At 45.2% G+C, this 22,239-nt stretch carries 25 protein-coding genes; 11 read left to right on the forward strand and 14 right to left on the reverse strand.

The window, feature by feature from the left end; translation table 11 throughout:
* Positions 1 to 71: 71 nt before the first annotated feature.
* The 4 genes from HQ865_RS15565 to HQ865_RS15580 form a co-directional block, all read right to left on the reverse strand.
* The gene (locus tag HQ865_RS15565) at positions 72 to 623 is read right to left on the reverse strand and encodes a phage tail protein (RefSeq protein WP_173415780.1); all 552 of its coding nucleotides are present in this window, start codon (positions 621 to 623) and stop codon (positions 72 to 74) included.
* 43 nt (positions 624 to 666) lie between these two features.
* On the reverse strand, positions 667 to 1,182 hold the full coding sequence (locus tag HQ865_RS15570; RefSeq protein ID WP_202020393.1) for a phage tail protein: 516 nt from the start codon (positions 1,180 to 1,182) through the stop codon (positions 667 to 669).
* A 13-nt stretch (positions 1,183 to 1,195) separates the two neighbouring features.
* On the reverse strand, positions 1,196 to 1,735 hold the full coding sequence (locus HQ865_RS15575; RefSeq protein WP_173415781.1) for a phage tail protein: 540 nt from the start codon (positions 1,733 to 1,735) through the stop codon (positions 1,196 to 1,198).
* Positions 1,736 to 1,959: 224 nt separating this feature from the next.
* Entirely contained in the window at positions 1,960 to 2,916 is a 957-nt protein-coding gene (locus tag HQ865_RS15580; RefSeq protein ID WP_173415782.1) for a methionyl-tRNA formyltransferase, read from the reverse strand.
* Positions 2,917 to 3,440: 524 nt separating this feature from the next.
* On the opposite strand from HQ865_RS15580, the gene HQ865_RS15585 reads away from it, so the two are divergent.
* Positions 3,441 to 4,169: a LytR/AlgR family response regulator transcription factor gene (locus HQ865_RS15585; protein ID WP_173415783.1), complete on the forward strand. Its 729-nt coding sequence runs from the start codon at positions 3,441 to 3,443 to the stop codon at positions 4,167 to 4,169.
* 18 nt (positions 4,170 to 4,187) lie between these two features.
* Here the strand turns inward: HQ865_RS15585 and mnmE are convergent, their stop codons facing one another.
* Positions 4,188 to 5,561, reverse strand: a complete 1,374-nt coding sequence (gene mnmE / locus HQ865_RS15590) for a tRNA uridine-5-carboxymethylaminomethyl(34) synthesis GTPase MnmE (RefSeq protein ID WP_173415784.1) — start codon at positions 5,559 to 5,561, stop codon at positions 4,188 to 4,190.
* Positions 5,562 to 5,685: 124 nt separating this feature from the next.
* On the opposite strand from mnmE, the gene HQ865_RS15595 reads away from it, so the two are divergent.
* Positions 5,686 to 6,741, forward strand: coding sequence for a nucleoid-associated protein (locus HQ865_RS15595; RefSeq protein WP_173415785.1), 1,056 nt, complete (start codon positions 5,686 to 5,688; stop codon positions 6,739 to 6,741).
* Positions 6,742 to 7,012: 271 nt separating this feature from the next.
* A complete protein-coding gene (locus HQ865_RS15600) occupies positions 7,013 to 7,408 on the forward strand; it encodes a hypothetical protein (protein WP_173415786.1) in 396 nt (131 codons plus the stop codon).
* 317 nt (positions 7,409 to 7,725) lie between these two features.
* Here HQ865_RS15600 and lspA read toward each other — a convergent pair whose 3' ends face one another.
* From lspA to truA, 3 genes are all read right to left on the reverse strand, one after another.
* Positions 7,726 to 8,250 (reverse strand): signal peptidase II, encoded by a 525-nt coding sequence (lspA, locus tag HQ865_RS15605; RefSeq protein WP_173415787.1) that lies wholly within the window; start codon positions 8,248 to 8,250, stop codon positions 7,726 to 7,728.
* A gap of 332 nt (positions 8,251 to 8,582) precedes the next feature.
* On the reverse strand, positions 8,583 to 10,379 hold the full coding sequence (locus tag HQ865_RS15610; RefSeq protein WP_173415788.1) for an ABC transporter ATP-binding protein: 1,797 nt from the start codon (positions 10,377 to 10,379) through the stop codon (positions 8,583 to 8,585).
* Between the two features lie 82 nt (positions 10,380 to 10,461).
* Complete coding sequence (truA, locus tag HQ865_RS15615; protein WP_173415789.1) at positions 10,462 to 11,244, reverse strand: tRNA pseudouridine(38-40) synthase TruA; 783 nt, start codon at positions 11,242 to 11,244, stop codon at positions 10,462 to 10,464.
* Positions 11,245 to 11,325: 81 nt separating this feature from the next.
* On the opposite strand from truA, the gene HQ865_RS15620 reads away from it, so the two are divergent.
* The 3 genes from HQ865_RS15620 to HQ865_RS15630 all read left to right on the forward strand — a co-directional run bounded on the left by HQ865_RS15620 (position 11,326) and on the right by HQ865_RS15630 (position 14,157).
* Positions 11,326 to 11,793 (forward strand): DUF4293 domain-containing protein, encoded by a 468-nt coding sequence (locus HQ865_RS15620; protein WP_173415790.1) that lies wholly within the window; start codon positions 11,326 to 11,328, stop codon positions 11,791 to 11,793.
* Between the two features lie 146 nt (positions 11,794 to 11,939).
* A complete protein-coding gene (locus HQ865_RS15625) occupies positions 11,940 to 12,854 on the forward strand; it encodes a TIGR01777 family oxidoreductase (RefSeq protein ID WP_173415791.1) in 915 nt (304 codons plus the stop codon).
* Positions 12,847 to 14,157, forward strand: coding sequence for a cryptochrome/photolyase family protein (locus HQ865_RS15630; RefSeq protein WP_173415792.1), 1,311 nt, complete (start codon positions 12,847 to 12,849; stop codon positions 14,155 to 14,157). Before HQ865_RS15625 ends, HQ865_RS15630 begins: the two co-directional genes overlap by 8 nt.
* Before the next feature lies 1 nt (position 14,158).
* Here the strand turns inward: HQ865_RS15630 and HQ865_RS15635 are convergent, their stop codons facing one another.
* The 3 genes from HQ865_RS15635 to HQ865_RS15645 form a co-directional block, all read right to left on the reverse strand.
* A complete protein-coding gene (locus HQ865_RS15635; RefSeq protein WP_173415793.1) occupies positions 14,159 to 15,127 on the reverse strand; it encodes an FKBP-type peptidyl-prolyl cis-trans isomerase in 969 nt (322 codons plus the stop codon).
* A 6-nt stretch (positions 15,128 to 15,133) separates the two neighbouring features.
* Positions 15,134 to 15,640 (reverse strand): FKBP-type peptidyl-prolyl cis-trans isomerase, encoded by a 507-nt coding sequence (locus HQ865_RS15640; RefSeq protein WP_173415794.1) that lies wholly within the window; start codon positions 15,638 to 15,640, stop codon positions 15,134 to 15,136.
* Between the two features lie 167 nt (positions 15,641 to 15,807).
* Entirely contained in the window at positions 15,808 to 16,242 is a 435-nt protein-coding gene (locus HQ865_RS15645; RefSeq protein WP_173417824.1) for a MarR family winged helix-turn-helix transcriptional regulator, read from the reverse strand.
* A 180-nt stretch (positions 16,243 to 16,422) separates the two neighbouring features.
* On the opposite strand from HQ865_RS15645, the gene HQ865_RS15650 reads away from it, so the two are divergent.
* On the forward strand, positions 16,423 to 16,629 hold the full coding sequence (locus HQ865_RS15650; protein WP_173415795.1) for a hypothetical protein: 207 nt from the start codon (positions 16,423 to 16,425) through the stop codon (positions 16,627 to 16,629).
* A 96-nt stretch (positions 16,630 to 16,725) separates the two neighbouring features.
* Here the strand turns inward: HQ865_RS15650 and HQ865_RS15655 are convergent, their stop codons facing one another.
* Positions 16,726 to 17,271 (reverse strand): DUF2892 domain-containing protein, encoded by a 546-nt coding sequence (locus HQ865_RS15655; RefSeq protein ID WP_173415796.1) that lies wholly within the window; start codon positions 17,269 to 17,271, stop codon positions 16,726 to 16,728.
* A gap of 73 nt (positions 17,272 to 17,344) precedes the next feature.
* Here HQ865_RS15655 and ung point away from each other — a divergent pair, with 73 nt between their 5' ends.
* Entirely contained in the window at positions 17,345 to 18,022 is a 678-nt protein-coding gene (gene ung / locus HQ865_RS15660; protein ID WP_173415797.1) for a uracil-DNA glycosylase, read from the forward strand.
* Positions 18,023 to 18,118: 96 nt separating this feature from the next.
* Here ung and HQ865_RS15665 read toward each other — a convergent pair whose 3' ends face one another.
* On the reverse strand, positions 18,119 to 18,589 hold the full coding sequence (locus HQ865_RS15665; RefSeq protein ID WP_173415798.1) for an Lrp/AsnC family transcriptional regulator: 471 nt from the start codon (positions 18,587 to 18,589) through the stop codon (positions 18,119 to 18,121).
* Between the two features lie 119 nt (positions 18,590 to 18,708).
* On the opposite strand from HQ865_RS15665, the gene HQ865_RS15670 reads away from it, so the two are divergent.
* From HQ865_RS15670 to smpB, 3 genes are all read left to right on the forward strand, one after another.
* The gene (locus HQ865_RS15670) at positions 18,709 to 19,359 is read left to right on the forward strand and encodes a metal-dependent transcriptional regulator (RefSeq protein WP_173415799.1); all 651 of its coding nucleotides are present in this window, start codon (positions 18,709 to 18,711) and stop codon (positions 19,357 to 19,359) included.
* Positions 19,356 to 21,263 (forward strand): Nramp family divalent metal transporter, encoded by a 1,908-nt coding sequence (locus HQ865_RS15675; RefSeq protein WP_173415800.1) that lies wholly within the window; start codon positions 19,356 to 19,358, stop codon positions 21,261 to 21,263. The genes HQ865_RS15670 and HQ865_RS15675 overlap by 4 nt, the downstream gene beginning before the upstream one ends.
* Positions 21,264 to 21,467: 204 nt before the next feature.
* The gene (smpB, locus tag HQ865_RS15680) at positions 21,468 to 21,920 is read left to right on the forward strand and encodes an SsrA-binding protein SmpB (protein WP_173415801.1); all 453 of its coding nucleotides are present in this window, start codon (positions 21,468 to 21,470) and stop codon (positions 21,918 to 21,920) included.
* 68 nt (positions 21,921 to 21,988) lie between these two features.
* On the opposite strand, the gene HQ865_RS15685 is transcribed toward smpB, so the two are convergent.
* Positions 21,989 to 22,204, reverse strand: coding sequence for a hypothetical protein (locus HQ865_RS15685; RefSeq protein WP_173415802.1), 216 nt, complete (start codon positions 22,202 to 22,204; stop codon positions 21,989 to 21,991).
* Between the last annotated feature and the right edge of the window lie 35 nt (positions 22,205 to 22,239).

The following is a 22,239-nucleotide window of genomic DNA, read 5'->3' on the forward strand; positions in this document are numbered from 1 at the left end:
TCCCGTAAGCCCCATCCTGATTGGCTAAGCATTAATGCCAGCCATGCCGGCATTTATTAATTCATCAGCTATTAGGGTCTTGGCGGATAATTCCCGTATAGGCAAATAATAAAATTTAATGGTAAAAAGGGCTGCATATCCGACACGGGTGTAGTTGTGCCCGTAGTATTTCCCCCCATCGCTACGCTATAAGGGCTCATCGCAAGCATACTGGCTGTATTTTGATTATCGGTGTATTGCGATGCTGTAATCCTTCCGCTGGCTATACCATTGGCAACAAAGCCATTTGCGGGTGAGGTTGTAGCGGGAGGCGCGTTTACACCATTTAAAGTATGGTTGTGTCTCGGTAAAGTTGTCGAATCAAGCGTATAGGTTTCAGAGCCCACAGTTTCGCCCCAATTAAGAGGGGTTAAACCTGGGCCAGTACCCATCCCGACAGGTATAAGGCCCTGTAAATTTGGCAAGCCAAAGGTAGAAGTACCATTACCGCCATAGGTAGCACCTAATATACTGAATAACACACTGTTTTGTTGAATTGGTATAATTTGCCCGTTGCAAAAAGCCCAGTTCTGCGGAGCGTAAGTGCCGCAGAAAATCCTTATTTCTCCATAGTAAGCATCCATAATTATTTCGTTAAAAAAAATTAATGTAAAAATGATTGATTAATTAACCGCGCGGCGGGTAAATACCTACCAGGGCGATGCAAACATCCAACCCTGTAAAAGGTTGTATATTGTTTACCGGTGTTGAAGCGCCTGTGCTGCTGATTGCCGGCCCTGCCATGGCCGATAACTGGGAGGCTTGCCCCGGCGCAGGCGCGTATAAAGGAACGGCTGCAGGGGTTGTTGCCAGCATATTACCGACGGGCGTTGGCTTATCTGCTGTGCTGGTGTTTGCTATTAACGAATGGTTATGAGCAGGTACATTTGCCAAAACAAGTGTGCTGCCGGCGGCGCCACCCGGCTTGCCCTGCTGGTATTTTTGACTAACGTGCATAGGTACCCGGCCGCGCAAATCGGGCAGGGCAAAGGTAGTTGAGCCATTACCACCAAATTGTACACCTAATAAAGCAAATAAGGCCTGATTAGTGTTTATAGGTAACAGGGTGCCATCGCAGGCGGCCCAGCCCTTTGGTACAAAACCATAAGGGAATATTCTTAATTCTCCAATGTAAGGATCCATAATATTTTGCTTTTTAGTTTTGAGGTGGAAAAATACCGGTTAAGGCGATAATAAAACCTATTGCCATAGATGGCTGCACAATAGATACCGGCAGGTTGGCTCCGCTGTATCCTATACTTGCCCCGTACATAGCCACAGGGGTTGGCAAAGGCGCCGGTGGCGTTGATGTATTGGTAACGTAGGCCACGGGGGTTGTTGTGCTTAGCATTGAATTGGTAGTGGGGGTATTGGTTGCAGCGGGGGCATTTACCGCGGTCAGCACATGCGCATGCGGCGGCAAATTAGCGGCAGTAAGGGTTGCCGTTTCAGAACCACCCATTTGCCCAAGTACAACGGGGGCTAAGCCCGTGCCTGTGCCTTTGTGCACCGGCGCGCGGCCCCGCAAATCGGGCAGGCCAAAGGTAGTTTGCCCGTTACCACCGTATGTGGTTCCCAATAAGGTGAACAGGGCCTCGTACTGACTGATCTGTAGCGTACTGCCATCGCAATAGTGCCAATTTTGCGGGGCATAGCTTCCGGCAAACATCCTGATCTCTCCAAGAAAATTGTCCATAACTTTGTTTTTAAGGTTTATAGTAATTTAGTTAATTCTCTTTTTTAGGTGTTGCCTGCATTTTTGCCATAAATATTAAAAATTGCCTAAGCCTTATACACACAATTGGTAACGAAGGCCGCGTTTGTGTGTATAAACTGTACCTTTTTTGGGTACAGGCAGAAAAAGCAACATGCTATTTATAGCATTACAGGTTATAATTTAATTGGTATATAGGCTTAAGTTTAATGAACTGATGCCGGCTGCATGGCTTCACTTGCTCCAAAAATATCCCCGGCCTGTATTCCCAGGGCCGCGAATTTCGCCCCGCTTATCACCCCCTCGTTCAGGCTTAAAATATTTATGCGCAGCATTTGCCTGTTTAAACATTGCACATATACACCATCCGCGCCGGCATGGATAACCGTTCCGGGCTGCACATCCTGCCCGCTTTGGCCCTCAACCTGCGATACTTCGAACACACGCACGGGCAACTGCCTAAAAAATGTTAAAGCCCCGCCAGCCGCCGGGTTACAGGCATTCACCAGGCTATCTATCTGCGCGGCGGTTTGTATATCCCATTTAATGGTAGTATCATCTATATCTAAACGTTTATGGTATGAAGCCCGCTGTTCATCCTGTGCAAGGGTTGGTAAAAAAGTACCCTCGTTTAGCTTGCGCAATAATTCCATAACCATGCCCGCCGCTGTGGGTATATGGCGACTAAAACAAAGCCCCCATGTTTCGCCAGGGAAAAGCGGAAAAGGTTGTTGCAATACGATGTCGCCGCTATCAAATCGCCTGGCAACCTTATGTATGCTCACGCCGCCAACCTGTTCGCCATTTTTAAGTTGATGGAAAACAGGATCGGGGCCCCGATAAGCTGGCAGCAAGCTAAAATGAACATTGTAAAATCCCAGCAAGGGCATTTGATATATTATAGCAGGAATACGGTAACTAAAACCAAACATAATCGCCGCATCCGGTTTTACCTCGGCAAACAACTGTTCAACAACAAGCACCAGGCTGCTTTGGGTTACTTCAAGAAATTTTATCCCCGCATTTTCGCACACAATTTTTAACTGCCCGTTTTGCGCGGGTATTTTATCAGTTGATACAACGGCCTTCAGCCAGCCTTCCGAACGAAGCTGATCAAGCGCGGCAAATGCCGGCAATAAACTGGTAAATAAAACAATACGCATCGCAAAAAATATATAGTATAACCGTGCTGTTAAATAAGCTAACTAACTATAAGTATGCTATATTAAATAATGGCGACTGTGTAAATAAGTAGCGGCATTGCGGTAAACAGGCTTTACGCAACAAGATTTGGTTGTTTAAACGAGACATGTGCAAGGGTTTATAATGGTTATTTAAATGTATCGTATTATTTACAATACCTGCAACTTTAATAAATTATATATTATTGATTAAAATCAGTTTATTTATTATTAAAACATCCGATTATTCTCCCCAAGACATCAAGATATTTTCCTTGAACGAAAACTACACAAAGACAGCTACACTTTAAAGAAAATTACACCAACAGGGCTTTTCGCTATACCAAACAAGGTATGCGCTATCTATATTTTCAAAAAAACGAAAGAACCGAACGACAACTAAAAGGAATATTTTTCATACATTAGTAAATATATTATACAAGTCATAATACGGTGCATATCCCTGTAATTGAACAGGTGGCCTGCGTTAACCTAAATCGACACAAATGAACACCTGTTATGTAATAGACGACGAGCGGCACGCTATTGATACCCTAACACGCTATATCGCCAAACTACCCGGTTTGCAATTAATAGGCAGCCACATAAACCCGTTACATGCTATCGATGCCGTTAACCGCGCCAGAAATGTGGATATTGTTTTTTTGGATGTGGATATGCCAGAATTATCAGGGCTTGAAGTTGCCGATATCATTTCCCCCTTCACTTCTGTTATATTTACCAGTGCACACGCTCACTACGCGGTTGATGCTTTTGAAAAAAACGGGATTGACTTCCTGTTAAAACCCATCTCGTTCGCACGTTTTACAAAATCGGTAACTAAGGTGGTTAACGCTATTGCTTCAAAAAAAATACAAGTACCTATTCAGACGCATTTTTTTATAAATCCCGGGATAAAAGGTAAGGTGGTCAGACTTGACTATAATGATATACTTTTTATTGAAGGCTTAAGTAATTATGTAGCGATTTACACTACCGATCAGAAACATATTACCTATCTATCGATGAAAGAGGTAGAAAACGCCATACCAGAAAGCCGCTTCATCAGGATACACAAATCATACATCGTCAATATTGATAAAATAAAGTCGGTAGACGGCAACCATGTAATTCTGTCTAAATCAATCGAGTTACCTATCGGCAGTTCATTTAAAACCTCTTTCGGGCAAATAATTGACGCGATTACACTTAAGGGATATCGCAAAACCTATTAAACGCAAAAAAGAAAAAAACTATTTACCGATACAAAACCTACTAAAGATATTATCCAGCAAATCGTCCGTTGTAACCGTGCCGGTTATCTCGCCAAGATAGTGTAACCCCTGCTTAATATCCATCGCTAAAAAGTCGGAGCTTACCTGGTTGGCAATGCCATCAAGCACGCGAATAAGCGCCTGCTCTGTGCGTTGTAAAGCTTCAAGGTGGCGGATATTGGTGATCAGGGTTTCATCTGCACTTAGCTGGCCTTTCACGGTACGCTGGTAGATGAGTTGTTTCAGTTCATCAATATGCTGTTTCTCTTTTGCGGATACCTCTACAAGGTCGGTACCATCCGTGAGTTGCAGGTTTATGGCAGCGCTTGCAGGCAACAAGTCGGTTTTGTTGGCGACGATGATAGCAGGGATGCCTGGTTTTACCAGTTCGGCAATATCATTGGCAAGGTCTGCATCAGATAGTGCATTCGCATCATACACATACAAAAGTACAGCCGTTTGGCTGATCTTCTCCATCGTTTTCTGCACACCTATCTGTTCAATCGTATCAGTAGCTTCGCGGATGCCGGCGGTATCTATCAGGCGGAAGTTGATACCGTTTATGTTCAATACCTCCTCAATTGTATCGCGGGTAGTACCGGGGATATGGCTTACAATAGCACGGTCTTCGTTGAGCAGGGCGTTGAGCAGGGTTGATTTACCTGCATTTGGCCGGCCGGCAATTACGGTATTTACACCTTGCTTAATGGCATTACCTAATTCAAACGATTGGATCAGTTTACCTATAACCCGTTCAATATCCAATACCAGTTGGCGTAATTGCCCGCGATTGGCAAACTCTACATCTTCTTCGCTGAAATCCAGTTCCAGTTCTACCAACGATGCGAAGGTAACCAGTTGCTCGCGCAGGGCCTGTAATTGGTTGCTGAAACCACCCCGCAGTTGCTGCATGGCGGCCTGTTGGGCGGCTTTGGAGTTGGCAGCGATCAGGTCGGCTACGGCTTCTGCTTGCGATAGGTCTAACTGGCCGTTAAGGAAAGCCCGCATGGTGAACTCCCCTGCCCTGGCAGCACGGGCGCCTTTTTTGATGAGCAGCTTGATGATCGACTCAATGATATAGTTTGACCCATGGCAGGATATCTCTACCACGTTTTCGCGTGTGTATGATTTCGGGGCGATGAACAGCGACATCAGCACCTCGTCCAATATTACGCCGCCATCAACCACATGGCCGAAATGGATGGTATGCGAATCTTGTTTGGTCAGATCCTTACCCTTAAAAACGCTGTTGGCAATAATAATGGCTTCGGGGCCTGAAAGGCGTATCACGCCGATGGCTCCAACACCGTTAGCGGTGGCAAGGGCTACTATGGTATCTTCTGTTTGGTTCATAGCTAATAGTTCATGGTTCATAGTCATCCTTAACCATGAACTATCAACCGTTTGCAAAGGTCGCAAATTACTATGAACTATCATCCATCAACTATGAACGCAAAAAATTAACTTCGCAGCCATTATGGTAACTCACTTCGATGCTTCGCTGGATGCTATATCCGTTCATCATATTGGCAATCAGGCCAATAATGAGATGTATGCGCTATCTAAACAGCCGCTTGGGCTAAATGATGAAATACTGCCTAAACTGCTGATGAAGTATTTCCTTACCCCGTTCGAAAAATCGACCGAGGTTTACCACCTGATGCACCCCAGCGACCTGGAGTTGAATACGGTTTACCATTTCGCTACCGAAGTGTTTGATGATGCTGAAAAGTTTCACGGAGCCAGTGAGCAAATAGCCAAATACCTGTACAATGTATCTAACCATCCCAATATTAAACCCGGCGAACTGTATGTTGTGCTTTTCCGCAATGTGCAGATAGAGGGAAATGAACTGGATGTGCTGGGCATTTTCAAATCAGAAAATAAGGAGACCTATCTGAAAGTTTATCCCGATACCGGCGGCTTTACTGTTGATTATGAAGAGAATGCCATCAACATCAATAAGCTGGACAAAGGCGTACTCATCTTCAATATCGAAAAAGAAAACGGTTACAAAGTAGTGGTAATTGACAAAAACACCGGCGGCCAGGATGCCGCCGTTTACTGGAAGGACCAGTTTCTGCAACTGAAGATCCGTAACGATAGCTTTAACCAAACTAATAATACGCTCAGTATCTACAAAAATTTTGTTACCCAAAAGCTGGATGATGAGTTTGAAATGAGCAAGGCCGATAAAATAGACCTGCTGAACCGCAGCATGAAATATTTTAAGGAAAAAGAAACTTTCGACCTGGATGAATTTGCCGGTGAGGTGATCGGCAACCAGGAGGCTATCGAATCATTTAAAACCTATAAAAACAATTACGAGCAGGAGTTTGACAGCCCGATACACGATACCTTTGAGATATCGGGTAATGCCGTAAAAAAACAGCAGCGGGTATATAAAAGCGTTTTAAAGCTCGACAAGAACTTTCACATTTATATTCACGGTGATAATAAACTGATAGAGAAAGGCTTTGACGATGATAAAGCGATGAACTATTACAAGGTTTATTTTAAGGAAGAACAATAGCCACTACAGCTATTATATACTGAACAGATCTGAACGCTTTTTGAACAGATTTTGAACACGTAATACACTGATATACATTACGTTTACAGGCAATGTTCAATGTTCATTAAAAATCAACTTCTTACCTTTTTTACGGTACCGGTATATTGTGCCGCCAGTTTTTTTCACAAGGGGGGGGGATGTATTCCAACGCAGCGTTTATTTTAGCAAAGAACAATAAGTTAATATGTAAAGTTGTTAACTTTATATTCTCTGTTATAAACCAACATCAATGAAAGCATTATTAGCCCTTGTGCTGGTTGTTTTAATTTGCCACGGCGCCAAAGCGCAGGAGGCCACATTAGGAAAATCGCGCGCGGAGATAAGGGAGCTGATACAATCAAACAATGCCATTAAGCTAACAAAAAGTACCGATTGCGATACGCTGAGCATGGATGGCGGATTAAAAACCATGATGTTCTATAAAAACGATGTTTGCTATGCTTCAAAAAGCGTGATGCCCATGAAGTACATGGATATGGTTACCGAGCAGATGAGCAAAAGCCAGTACAAAAAGCTAAACGATACCACCTGGACCAACCAGGCCGGAACCGTGAAAGTTGAAATTACTGTTGATAAGGATAAAAACTGCTTTACGGTGAATACCAGCCAGGCACAAGCTTATTGAATATATGACTTCCCAACAGATAGTTCTTACAATATTATTGGTTGCACATTTGGTATCGATGACGTACGCGATTGTGCGTATAAATAAGACACCTCTGTTTTCAATTCCTCAAAAAAGGGTAAACATTTTATTGGTGGCGCTGCTACCGTTTATATGGACGGTACTGATCTATTATATCTTAAAAAAAGAACCGTCATCCTACGAGTATCCTGTAAAAAATGACCGGTCATCTAACGGTTTTCACGAAAGTGGAAAGGGCATTGTATGCCCTCCCTCAATAACCCATTAAATAATACAGGAGGCATAAATCTTTAACATCAGGCTTCAATAACGTCTGCCTTACCCAGGTTTTTACCTGCAATATAATACCACACAAACATAATAATCACCCCTAAACTTACCGAAACATCGGCCATGTTAAATATACCCGTTTGCAGGAAACCAAAACGCAGGTGCATAAAATCGGTAACTGAGTTATATAGCAGCCTGTCATAAATATTGCCTATGCCGCCGCCGATAATAAAGCAGGCCGCTATAAGTGGTATTTTAGGCAGGTTCTTTTTAACCATCAGGTAACCCACAGCAAAAACCAGCACCAGTACTGGGATCAGTGTAAGCAGTACAAATTTTAGTTTAGGCGATATACTATCACCCAGGCTCAGGAACGCGCCGGTATTCTCTACTTTAGTTAACGTAAAATGGTTATACAGCAGGCTGATGTTTTGATATTCGCCAATATTTTCTCTAACGATATGTTTTGATACCTGGTCGCAGCCAATATTAAGCATAATGATTGCGGCGATAAGGATGATACGTACAGGTGCGGAAATTTTTAATTTCATGGTGCTTGGTGTTGTGGGTAATAAAGGTATTTATTTTTTATAATAAAAATACTCCGTCATCCTGAGCGCGGGCGAAGGATCCCAAATTATGCGTTTCCGCTCTGCTTATCGGGGATCCCTCGCTATCGCTCAGAATGACGATGGGTGGGGATGAGCGTTGTGGCCATTGTACTCACCCGGTCGTTGCTTCGCTCGACCACCCTCTCTTCGCTGCGCGAAAAGAGGGGATGGGATAATCTGATACTGTTCCTGCCGGCTGCCGCGCGCAGCGAAGAGAGGGCCGACCAGCGTAGCGTTGTCGGGGTGGGTCAAAATGCCGATACGCTAAGCACCTACCCCTTCGTTATTCCCGCCGAGTTAAACTGCAGATCGTACAGTTTACGGTAATAGCCATCCTCAATGCGCAGCAATTCCTGGTGGGTGCCGCTTTCCATAATCCCGCCATGATCCAGTACAATGATCCGGTCGGCGTTTTGGATGGTGGAGAGACGGTGCGCGATAACAATAGCTGTACGGCCCTGCATTAGCTTGTTAATGGCATTTTGGATCAGGATCTCGGTCTCAGTATCAACGGATGAGGTAGCCTCGTCCAATACCAGTATGGCCGGGTTATATACCAGCGCGCGGATGAACGATATTAGCTGAGCCTGTCCGGCAGATAGGGTCGCACCACGCTCCATCACGTTATAGTCGTAACCGCCGGGCAGTCGCATAATAAAATCGTGTGCACCTACGTCTTTTGCTGCCGCGATGATCTCTTCGCGGGTGATGGCGGGGTTATTCAGACTGATATTATTGGCAATAGTATCCGAGAACAGGAACACATCCTGTATCACCGTAGCAATGCGCGACCGCAGGTAGCCCACCTCGTAATCGTCGATATTGATGCCATCAACTGTAATTTCGCCTTTACCGATCTCGTAAAAACGATTGAGGATATTAATGGTAGATGATTTACCTGCGCCGGTGGCGCCCACCAAAGCCAGCGTTTCGCCGGGGCGGATGTGGAAGTTAATATCCTTCAGCACCCAGTTCTCATCGTTATAAGCGAACCATACTTTATCAAAGCGGATATCACCTTTTATCTCGCTGCGAACAGTGCCTTTATTTGGCGCCACATCATCAGTATCCAGAACCTTAAAAATACGGTCGGCGCCCACCATACCCATTTGCAGGGTGTTGAATTTATCGGCCAGTTGACGGATGGGCCTGAACAGCAAGTTTAACAGCGATATAAAAGCCAGCACGGTGCCGGCTGTAACATGTCCCGATGCGGAAATCCCGTTCAGTTGCTGATCGGAAAGGATTCGTTTACAGCCATACCAAACCAGCAGACCAATACAAATGGAAAATAAGATCTCCACCACCGGAAAGAAGATAGAATAATACCAGTTTGAGCGGATGTTGGCATCGCGGTATTTTTCATTCACCCCCATAAACTTGCGCATCTCCTGGTCTTCGCGGGCAAAGTATTGGATGATACTGATACCCGAAATATGCTCGGCCAAAAAGGTATTGAGTTGTGCTACCTGCGTACGCACCTCCTGGAAGGATGATTTTATCGCCTCCTTAAAAATATAGGTCGACAGCATCAGTAAAGGCATCGGGATCAGTGTGATCAATGCCAGTTTCCAATCTTTGATCAGCATGCAAACAATAATGGCCACAACCAGCAACAGATCGCCAATGATACTGATCAACCCCTCCGAAAATATGTCGGCAATGGTTTCCAGGTCGGATACAGTACGGGTGATCAGCACACCAATAGGCGTTTTATCAAAGTACCGCAGGCGCATACTGGTGATATGATTAAAAATATCTATCCGCAAGTCGCGTATTACCGATTCGCCCAACGAGTTGGTCATGTAGGTTTGATAGTATTGCGCTATGGTTTGCACCACCAGCTGGCCCAGCATCAGGCAAACAATAAATACAAGGCCATTGTAGTTACTCACTACAATATACTCATCAACCGCCTTTTGCATCAGGATGGGTTGCGCCAGTGCCAGTACGGCCAAAAACACGGTCAGGAAGCCGGAAAGGGCAAAAATGCCGCGGTAAGGTGTTACATAATGCATCACCCTTTTCAGTAATCGCCAGTCTATTGCTTTTCCTGTTACTTCAGCCATGAGTCCCCCAAGCCCCCAAGCCCCCTAAAGGGGGAGTAAGAGGCCGTTGTTTTTATATTTTCAAATATGGTTATTTCTTTCGTTACATGCCCTGCTCCCCCTTTAGGGGGCTGGGGGGTAGGTACGGATACTTTACCTCCGTTAAATACAATCCGCAGGCCGGCACCGATGTACCGGCATTGCTGCGGTTTTTACTTTCTATAATGTCCCGCACTGCTGCCGGTTCAATCTCTTTGCGTCCCACCATCATCAAGGTGCCCACAATAGCCCGAACCATGTTACGCAAAAATCTGTCGGCGCTGATGTGGAACACAATGCCCTCTCCATTATCAACCCACTCCGCCCGGCTTATCTTACAATTGTTGGTAAACACCTGTGTGTTTGATTTACTGAAGCAGCTAAAATCGGTATATTCCATTATCATCGCGGCCGCGCGGTTCATCAAATCCACATCCGGCTTATCACGCTGTAACCACGAGAAGCCGTGTTTAAACGGATCTTTACCAAAATGAATATGGTACTGGTACGAGCGCTGCGTAGCATCAAAACGGGCATGCGCGTCTACATTTACCGGGATAATGCGTTTAACGGCAATATCGTAGGGAAGTAAAGCGTTCAGGCCTCTTGTGTCCATGGTCCATGGTCCATCGTCCATGGACAGATCAAAATGCGCGTAAAACTCCGTAGCATGCACACCGGTATCTGTCCGCCCGCAGCCGGTAGTTTCTATCGGTTGGCGCAGGATGGTACTTAATGCTTTGTTCAGCAATTCCTGCACGGTAACCGCGTTGGGCTGTATTTGCCAGCCATGGTAAGCGGTGCCGTTATAAGCCAGTTCAATAAAATAGCGTTGCTGATCGGTCACGGGGCAAAGTTAACATTCCAAAGGGTATTGACTATCCGTAATTTGTCAAACTATCCTATCTTTGCTTCAAATACAAACCATATGTTACAAAGAGTACAAAGCATTTACCTGCTGTTTGCCGCCCTGGTTATTTTCGCGCTGTTCCTGTTCCCGGTGGCGCATAATGTGTACATCAACGGCGTGCCCAGCACTATAAAAGTTACCGGTATTTATCACGATGTTAACGGCGCGCAGCAACAAACTACCACGTTCACCGCGCTTAGCATAGTTACCGCCATAGTTGGCCTCATCCCCCTGGCGTTGATATTTATGTATAAAAACCGCAAGCAGCAAATCGTTTTTTGTTACATGGCCGTACTGCTTACCATCGGCTACAGCTTTTGGGTATCACAGGCCATCCAGTCGGCCACTGGCGGGTTTACCATGGGTACCAGCAATTTTGGTATCGGGGTTTTCATGTCCAGCCTGAGTATCGTGCTGATGCTATTTGCTGTGAAGGCTATTCAAAAGGATGAGAAGCTGGTAAAATCGGCTGATAGGTTGCGGTAAGCGAATGTGCAGATGTGCGAATGTGCAGATGTGCGTATCTGCAGATGTGCAGATTATTTGGATAATGACGAACATCTGCATATTTGCACATTTACATATCTGCACATTAACTGAAACCCAACACAATGTAATATTGTTATTCCCGCATGGCGCTTCAAAAACAGCACATTCTTATTACCGGCGGCACAGGCTTACTGGGCAAGCAACTGACGCCACTTTTGCTGAATAAGGGCTATACGGTAAGCCACCTAAGCCGCGAGCCTGCGAAAGACCCCAACGTCAAAACCTACCTGTGGGACATTAACAAGGGGCAGATAGATGAGCAATGTATCGATGGTGTGGACATCATCATTCACCTGGCGGGTGCCGGTATTGCCGACAAACGCTGGACCCCATCCCGCAAAAAGCTCATTATTGAAAGCCGTACCAAATCCATCCAATTAATTTACGATCTGCTTAAGCGTAAGCCCCACCAGGTAAAAAAAGTCATCTCCGCATCGGGTGTTGGTTATTACAGCGACCGGGGCGATGAACTGATGCACGAAACCGATACCCCCGCGCACGATTTTATGGGCGAATGCTGTATAGCCTGGGAAGATGCCGTTAACGAGGGAGAAAAATTGGGATTAGATATCCTGATCTTCCGTACCGGGGTAGTATTAGAAAAAGGCGGCGGCGCACTGCCTAAATTGGATACATCAGTAAAATGGGGCGCGGGAGCACCACTTGGTAATGGTAAACAGTGGATGTCATGGATCCATCATCACGATGTATCAGCCATGTACTTGTATGGTGTTGAGCAAACCGGGTTAACTGGTATATACAACATGGCGGCCCCGCACCCGGTTACTAATCAGCAATTAACCCAGGCCATCGCCAAACAACTTAAACGGCCGCTTTGGCTGCCGCATGTTCCGGCATTTTTATTAAAATTAGTTTTAGGCGAAATGGCGACCATAGTTTTAGGCAGCACCAAAGTAAGTACCGATAAAATTGAGCAGGCTGGTTTTACTTTTAGATATCCGGACATCGGGAGCGCTTTAAAGGAGATATATGACTAAGGCCCCCATCAGCATATTTTGGTTCAGGCGCGATCTGCGGTTGGATGATAATGCCGGATTATACCACGCGCTAAAAGGTGGCTCCACAGTGCTTTGCCTGTTCATATTCGATAAAAGCATACTTGATGGACTGGAAGACAAGGACGATGCCCGGGTAACCTTTATCTATCAAACTATAGAAAAGCTGCACACTCAATTGCAAAAACAAGGCAGCAACCTGCTGGCTATTTACGATACCGCCGAAAATGCCTGGAAGAAAGTTTTAAAGGAGTATAACGTAGCAGCGGTTTATACCAACCACGATTACGAACCTTACGCCAAAGCCCGCGATGGCCAAATCCATCAATTGCTTAAGGAAAAGAACATCCCCTTTAACACCTATAAAGACCAGGTAATATTTGAAAAAGACGAGGTAACCAAGGACGACGGCCTGCCGTACACGGTGTATACGCCTTATATGCGCAAGTGGTATACTAAACTTAAACCTTTTTACCTGAAAGCTTATCCTGTTGGTAAATACCTGCACAACCTGTATAAAACCGGGCTTACAGCACCCCCAACCCTAAAGGAAATGGGCTTTGTAAAAAGCGACCTCAAATTCCCGGATACTGGTTATGAGGATGTGATAGCCGATTATCATGAAAAACGCGACTTCCCTGCCATAAAAGGCACATCGCACATTGGCCTGCACCTGCGCTTTGGTACCGTAAGCATTCGCGAACTGGCGTGCAAGGCACATCATCATAAAGATAAAACATGGCTGAATGAGTTGATTTGGCGCGAGTTTTTTATGATGGTACTATATCATTTCCCAAAAACTATGGATCATGCCTTTCGCCCGGAGTACGACCGTATAAAATGGCGCAACAACGAAGAAGAGTTTGAAGCCTGGTGCAAGGGCCAAACCGGCTACCCTATTGTTGATGCCGGCATGCGCGAACTGAACGAAACCGGTTTTATGCACAACCGCGTACGCATGATGGTAGCCAGCTTTTTAAGTAAAGACCTGTTAATCGATTGGCGCTGGGGCGAACAATACTTCGCCCGTAAATTGCTGGATTATGAAATGAGCAGTAACGTAGGTAACTGGCAATGGGCCGCGGGCTGTGGTACTGATGCCGCGCCCTACTTCAGGATATTTAGTCCCGACGCGCAAACCAAACGTTTCGACCCCGAACTGAAGTACATAAAAAAATGGGTTCCGGAATATGCCGACTTTAGCCGGTATCCAAAACCCATCGTCGATCACGCTTTCGCGCGCGACCGTTGTCTTAAGGCATTTAAAACCGCCTTCAATAAATAATTTAATCTATCGATAGTACATTCATCTCGTAACGCATGCAGCTATTAACCGGGATAGTGCCATTAGCGGCAGAGATAGTGCCGTAAGCCATCCTGGATGGCATAATTAATGATAGTTTAGCACCTGGTGTTACCAATTGCAACCCTTCAACAAAACCTGCCTTAACTTCGCTGGATAATTCTGTGCTTATACCTACACCTGTGTCGTTATTATACTGGTCGCCAGTCATAAACCCATTCAATAAATAACCGGTATATTGTACAGATACGGTAGATGTATTTGTGATAGATGCGCCGCTGCCGGCCTGCAATATCTTGTAGTAAAGGCCCGATGTTGTTTTAGTATAACCGGTAAGATTATTGGCGGCAATGTAATTTTTGCAAACCGCGTCATCGTAAACGTCCTGCCCGCTCACTTGCTTGCCACTTACCGGGTCGGTAACCTTATCTGTATTAATAAGGTTGATATAATAATCAAGGCCCTGGTTACCCTTTACCCTGTTATTAGCATCGCTGCTACCCGTTCCAAAACCCGATGAGCCATAGCCAAGGTGCGATGGTATCAGCACGCGCGCCCTTGTACCTTTTTTCTTTAATATATTAATAAGGGCCAGTTGCACACCTTGTGGCAAGTTATTACTTGTTAGGTGCCCTACATAATTGTAAACATGGTTAACAATGGTATCTGCGGCTATAAATTGTCCGTCGAAACTTCTTACCGTAAAAACTATTGCTACCTTATCCGGGAAATCAACGGCCGATCCGGTGCCGGCGCTAAGTATTTTGTAATAAATGCCTGTAGTATCACCTGCCGACAGATCACGCTGCATCCCGGTAAGTCCGTTACCGCTGATGTAATTCTGCATTTCCTGGTCGTCAAATTGTTTTATGTTCAAATCGGTGCTTTTACGGCACGAGAACAACCCGGCGGCCACACAAAAAAACAATAGCGTAAAAAGTATTCGTTTCATTTAAAATTAGTTCGTTACATCAAAAAGTTCAATATCAAAATCAAGTATCGAATTGGCCTGCAAACCCAGCGACAACTGATCGTATGGGCCATAAGCATACCTGGATGCTATGAGCAAACGCACCTTACCGCCTTTTTTCACTTGCGATTTGGTAAGGCCATATTGCCAGCCCTTTATCATATCACCCAGCCTGTACGATGGATGAAAATTAGTTGTTTGCGTAAACACCTTACTGCTCCCCATCACCCTGCCTTCATAACCCACAGTTAACAACGATGAGTTAGTGATCAGCGCGGCCTCGTTACCGGTTTGGGTGTTTATAAACCATACACCGGTAGTATCGGCATTGCCTATCATCACTTTAGTTGCCTGCAGGTTATTTTTGCTGATATAATCAACAATCAGCTGGTCATCAATTTTGGCCTGTGCCTGCACTTTTTTTATAGCATCGTCAGATTTTTTGCAACCCGCGATAGCTAACACGCATAAACAAGTGATCAATACCCTAATCATCTATTTTCAATCGGCAAATTTATTCTTTTAAATGGAAACATCAGCAGCTTAACATTTTTTAACATATAAAGCCGTTAAATAACCATTTTGCAGCTACATCAACAGCAAAACGAATTTTCACCGGTGATATTTCACTACCGTTCACTAATAAATTATTTAACACGATTTTATTCCGGCTTGAAATTTAGCGTGAGTGTATTGATCTTCTTAAGGGTATTGATCAGTTGATCTTTATCCTTTTCGCTGATGTGGGCATTCAGGTAATTGTTAAACTGCTTAACAAGCGCACGCGCCAGGTGGCGTTTTTCTTTCCCCAGGTCGGTAAGGTATATTTTAACAGAGCGTTTATCGCCTTTGTTCGATTCGCGGTAGATGAGGTCCATCTGTTCCAATTGGGTCAGCATGCGCGAAAGGCTGGTTGATTTTAGCCCAAGCAACGCGGCAACTTCCGATACGGTGTTCCCCTCCTTCTCATCAATATTAATAAGCAGGTAACCGATAGATTGAGTAATGCCAAAATCGGCCACTAACTGGTTGTAGCGGTTAGCAACCGTTTGCCAAACTATCTTCAAAAAGTAGTCTATAGTTTCCTGGTGTTTTATATTAGCCGCCATAACATTCAAAAATAAAAATAAAATCCATCAATTTACTGTACTACAATAAATGCCCGGTTTACAGGCCAATATATCGCATAACTTCGCAATTTCTTAACCGAACTTTAAAACAAAGCTAACTTTCAAGTGATTATACTTGTATCGTTTCACTTTATTAATTTGGAAGAGATGAGTTCAATACTTGAAATAACAGAAAAAGAATATTTGATCAAATTAAACCGCAGCCGGTTCAATTTATCATTTGTGCGCAGCTTGCTGAAGATGGTGGAAGTATCAAACCCGTCAGACGATGTGGAGATACCCGACAGGCATATCGCTCCAAACCAAAACCGCAATTCGGAGCCTGATTATTTCGGTTCGATAGACGAAAAGTAGTTCTAAGCCTTTAGTCTCAAAAAGTAAGTCAGGGCAGATTATACCTTTAAAGGTATATCCTTTTTACTTTTAACTTTTAGACTTTGGCCTTAAGACTTAAAAATTGCGGTAACCGCGTACAACCTGCTTATCCATCTGTGCCATCTGGCCCTTCATCATTTTTATCTGTTCGGCCAGCAGTTTATTTTTATCGTCCTTTGCAGCTTCCTGCAAATACATTTGTGCTTCGCGCTTGTTACGTTTGGCCATAGCGATACCTGCCAGGCTTAGTTTAGCCAGCGCCACATTGTGCGACATGCGCATACCCAGGCTTAACGATTTTTTGAAATATTTTTCTGATTTCATCGGCGTGCGGCGCGATTCGATCAAGCCCATCAGCAGGTTATAGTAACCGTACTGATTTTTGTGCAGTTGCTTTTCGTAGTCGGTTATTTTCAGTAACCATCCCTCGGCTTTTTCCGAATTTTCTTTACGCAGGTAAAACTGCGCGATGATCATATTCTCGTTAAAGAAGAAGCTTAATAATACTACGCCTCCTAAAAACAACACCAGTATCCCCCAGCCCCAAATGCCAAAACCGGCCATGGTTACGGCAGCACCCATTATCACACACGCTATAATTAAGCGAACAATATTTGACATAATTTGATATACTTTTTTACAGGCTGCAAATATCCGTTAATTTGCACTCTAAATCAAATACAAAGCAATAATTATGTCGATAGGATTACCGCCATCGTGGCTGGATGTTTTAAAGGGCGAATTTGATAAGCCATACATGGCCCAACTGAAAAAATTCCTGCAGCAGGAAAAGGAAGCCGGCAAGGTAGTTTATCCCCGCAATGCCGATATTTTTAACGCGTTTAATAAAACTCCGTTTGATAAAGTAAAGGTGGTGATATTGGGGCAAGACCCCTACCACGGCCCCAACCAGGCGCACGGCCTGTCGTTCTCGGTACAAAAGGGCATCGATATCCCACGGTCGCTTATTAATATCTATAAAGAGCTTGCTACCGATATCCCTGGCTTTGTGAAGCCATCACACGGCAACCTGGAAAGCTGGGCCGAACAAGGAGTACTGCTGCTGAACGCCACGCTAACCGTCCGTGCAGCCGAGGCCGCATCGCACCAAAAAAAGGGTTGGGAGCAATTTACTGATGAGGTGATCCACACACTATCCGAAAAAAAGAAAGGACTGGTATTTATCCTTTGGGGAGCCTATGCCCAATCAAAAATACCGCTGATAGATCAAAGCAAGCACCACATCATTAAATCGGTACACCCATCGCCCCTATCGGTAGAGCGTGGTTTTTGGGGTTCGAAACCCTTTTCGAAAGCTAACGCGTTTTTGGAAAAAGAGGGAGAGACGCCGATTGATTGGCAGATACGTTAAGATGTGCAAATGTGCGTATATGCAGATGTGCAAATGATGGATATGCTGTAACTTTCTCATCTGCATATTTGCACATCCGCACATCTGCACATCAGATCAATACTCCAACGGCACTATCGGCTCCTTTTTACTGGTCGACATGATCATCATCGTCTGGAAGGTTTTTACCACGGGGATGCGGCTGATCTTTTCCATGATCAGTTGCTCGTAGGCTTTGATATTGCTTACGTAAACTTTCAGCAAAAAGTCGCACTGACCAGTTACGTGGTGGCACTCGGTAATCTCTTTGATGTTTTGTATCTCATCCAAAAAAATCTGGATGGTGTTCTTCTGGTGAAAGTCCAGCGAGATCTGGATAAAGGTTTTAATACCCAGGCCCAGCTTCTCCTCATCTACCAGGGCATGATAGCTTTTTATGTATTCGGCGTTTTCCAGTTTGCGCACACGCTCAAGCGTTGGCGCCGGCGAAAGGCCAATTTCGTTTGACAACTGCAGGTTGGTAATACGCCCGTTTTCCTGTAGTATTCTTAGTATCTGTAAGTCTGTTTTATCAAGTTCTGCTGCCATGTGGGAACAAATATAGAATTAAACAAAATTAAATTTTTTACAAAACCATCAAAACAATAAATAATTTTTTTCTTGTTTGATTTTTAGATAAGTCTAAATTTATTATTAGATTTGCCTTAATGAATACTTTTACCGAGGAGAATTATCTTAAGACCATATACCACTGCGTGTTAGATTCGGGCAGCGCCAGCACCAACCAAATAGCCGCGGCCACTAATACCCGCGCCGCGTCGGTTACCGATATGCTGAAAAAGCTGGCCGAAAAGCAACTCATTAACTATACCAGGTACCAGGGGGTAACCCTGACCGAAGAAGGCGAGAAGATAGCCTTAGGCATCATCCGCAAGCACCGCTTATGGGAATACTTTTTGGTAGAAAAGCTGGATTTTAAATGGGACGAGGTGCACGAAATGGCCGAGGAACTGGAACACATTTCATCAACCGAGTTGATTGACCGCCTGGATAAGTTTATGGAATATCCTAAGTACGATCCACACGGCGACCCTATCCCCGACCGTGATGGCAAGTTTAAACGGCAGGAATTGAAACCGGTATCGGGCATGGTGATTGGCCAAAGCGGCGTAGTAGCCGGCGTTGGCGATCATTCGCCAGCGTATTTGCAATACCTCGAAAAAGCATCGCTAACACTGGGGACCAGCCTAACTGTAGTAGAAGTAGTAGCGTACGATCATTCGGTGATCATACAGATCGACAACAAGAAGGTAAACATCAGCCGCGAGGTGGCGAAAAACTTATTGGTGGCTATATGAGCAAAAAACATACACAAGCGCAATCTTTAGCAAACGTACACAGCACGGTTGATACCAATAAGGCCACCGGCTGGAAGCGCCTGCTGGCATTTATAGGCCCGGCTTACTTAGTGAGCGTAGGCTATATGGATCCCGGCAACTGGGCTACCGACATTGCCGGCGGCAGCGCCTTTGGCTATAAACTGATCTGGGTGCTGTTCGCCTCGAACATGATCGCCCTACTGTTGCAATCGCTTGCAGCGCGATTAGGCATTGTACGCGGATTGGACCTGGCACAGGCATCAAAGCATAACTACCCGCCCTTTGTTAATTTTTGGCTATATATACTGGCGCAAATAGCCATCATCGCCTGCGATCTGGCCGAGATCATCGGGATGGCCATCGGTTTAAAACTGCTGTTCAACCTGCCGCTGATATGGGGCGTATCGCTTACCATTACCGACACCGTGCTGATGCTTTGGCTGATGAACAAGGGCATGCGCAAGCTGGAGGGCTTTATTGTATCGATGATCTTTATTATCGGCCTGTCGTTTTTGATAGAGATGTTTATTGTAAAGCCCGATGTAATGGAAATTGCCAAAGGCTTTTTGCCCAATAACCTGTTTAAGGGCGATAAGGTAAGCCAGCAAATGTTGTACATCGCCATCGGGATCATCGGCGCCACGGTGATGCCCCATAATTTGTACCTGCACTCGTCGCTGGTGCAAACCCGCAAGATCAACCGTACTAACGAGGGGATCCGCTCGGCCATTAAGTTCAATTTATTCGATACCACCATCGCCCTTAACCTGGCCTTTTTTGTAAACGCGGCGATATTGATACTGGCCGCCAGCGCCTTTTTCCGTAACGGTTATTTTGAAGTGGCCGAGATCCAGGACGCCTATAAACTGCTGGAACATATCTTCGGCACAACAGCCCCGGTGTTGTTTGCTGTAGCGCTGATCGCCTCCGGGCAAAGTTCAACCATTACCGGTACGCTGGCCGGACAAATTATTATGGAGGGGCATATCAATCTGCGTATTGAACCATGGATGCGCCGCCTGTTGACCCGTTTGCTGGCCATCCTGCCGGCAGTATTCACGATATTACATTACGGCGAAAGCGGCCTTGGCGGACTCATCATCCTAAGCCAGGTGGTATTAAGTTTGCAACTGGGCTTCGCCGTTATACCGTTGATCCACTTTACATCAGATAAAAAGCGCATGGGCGATTTTGCCATCAGCACTAAAGTTAAAATAGTAGCCTGGGCCAGCGCCATACTCATCGTATCGTTAAATGCCAAGCTGGTGGTAGACCAGGTAAACGAATGGCTGAAGGAAAGCCCTAACAGCATATGGATGTACGCTGTGATAATTCCGGTGGTGATTGGCGTGGGGCTATTGCTTATCTACGTATTTATCCGTCCGCTGATATTTAAGTATCGCGAAACGCCTAACTATGTGCCGCATGGCTTGGCTGAGGCTTTGGACGAGATGGATCCCATTACGTATCATCACATCGGCATCACCATCGATTTTTCGAAGAACGATAAAGACACCATCCGCCACGCGATGATGCAGGGTGGCAAAAGGGCTAAATACACGCTGATACACGTAGTAGAAACCGCAGGCGCGCGTTACCATGGTACCGAAGTAATGGACCATGAGACCCAAAGTGACGTGGATAACCTGGATAAGTACGTAGAAGAAATAAAAACCCTGGGCTATCACGCCTCCGCGCAAATTGGTTATGGCTTCCCGGCCGATGCCATTACCACCGTTGTAAAAAAACAGGAGGTTGATTTCCTGGTGATGGGATCGCACGGGCACAAGGTGTTGAAAGACCTGATCTATGGATCGACGGTAGATAAGGTACGCCATAACGTGAATATACCTGTGCTGATTGTTAAGCCGCCTAAGCGGTAGACGTTCCAAAAACAAAACCCGTCATGCTGAACGTAGTGAAGCATCCCCAAACAGCAGGGCGAACTTTGTATAGTGGGGATCCTTCGCTATCGCTCAGGATGACGGATTGAACCCCGTACCGGCTTCAGCATGCGACTGAAGCCAGTAAATATATACATCCAGTGTGATTTTTTTCGCATATTTGCATCTCCCAAAAGGAATGTGATGAGTAAGGAAAACATCTATATCAAGAATAAAAGGGCTTATTTCGAGTACTTCATATCCGACAAATATGTAGCCGGGATAAAACTGCTTGGTACCGAGATCAAATCCATCCGCGAAGGTAAGGCTAACCTTAACGATGCGTTCTGCACATTTATCAACGGCGAATTATACGTGCGTGCCCTGCACATTTCTGAATATACATTCGGTTCGTTTTACAACCACGAGCAAAAGCGCGACCGGGTACTACTGCTCAATAAAAAGGAGTTGAAAAAACTGGCCACCAAAGGCGAGGAAAAAGGGTTTACGATTGTACCGCTTGCCCTGTTCATCAGCGAGCGTGGCTTTGCCAAATTGGAAATAGGCCTGGGCCAGGGTAAAAAGCTGTACGATAAGCGGGAGACCATGAAGGAGCGCGATACCAAGGTTGAGATGGACCGCGCAATGAAGCAGTAAGCTGTACTCCTTCATCTTATCCACCGCGTCATTGCGAGGCACAATGACCGGGGGGGGTTATAAGGCTTCTAACTCGTCTTCTTCCCCGTCAGCAATAACACAATACCGCCAACAACTAAAATACAACCTGCATAAGGCGGCCAGTTAACCGTGTGCTGCTTATCTGCCGAAACCTGGATAGGCCCGGCATCAATTACTTTTTCCTTTTTAGTATAAGTGAAGCCGGTATAGATCAGCATAAGGATGCCGATAACCAGCAGTATGATCCCGATAGGTCTGTTCATCGCATTAGTTTTGGTATGATGATAATGCGATGAAC

It is taken from the genome of Mucilaginibacter mali, assembly GCF_013283875.1.
Taxonomy (GTDB): Bacteria; Bacteroidota; Bacteroidia; order Sphingobacteriales; family Sphingobacteriaceae; genus Mucilaginibacter; species Mucilaginibacter mali.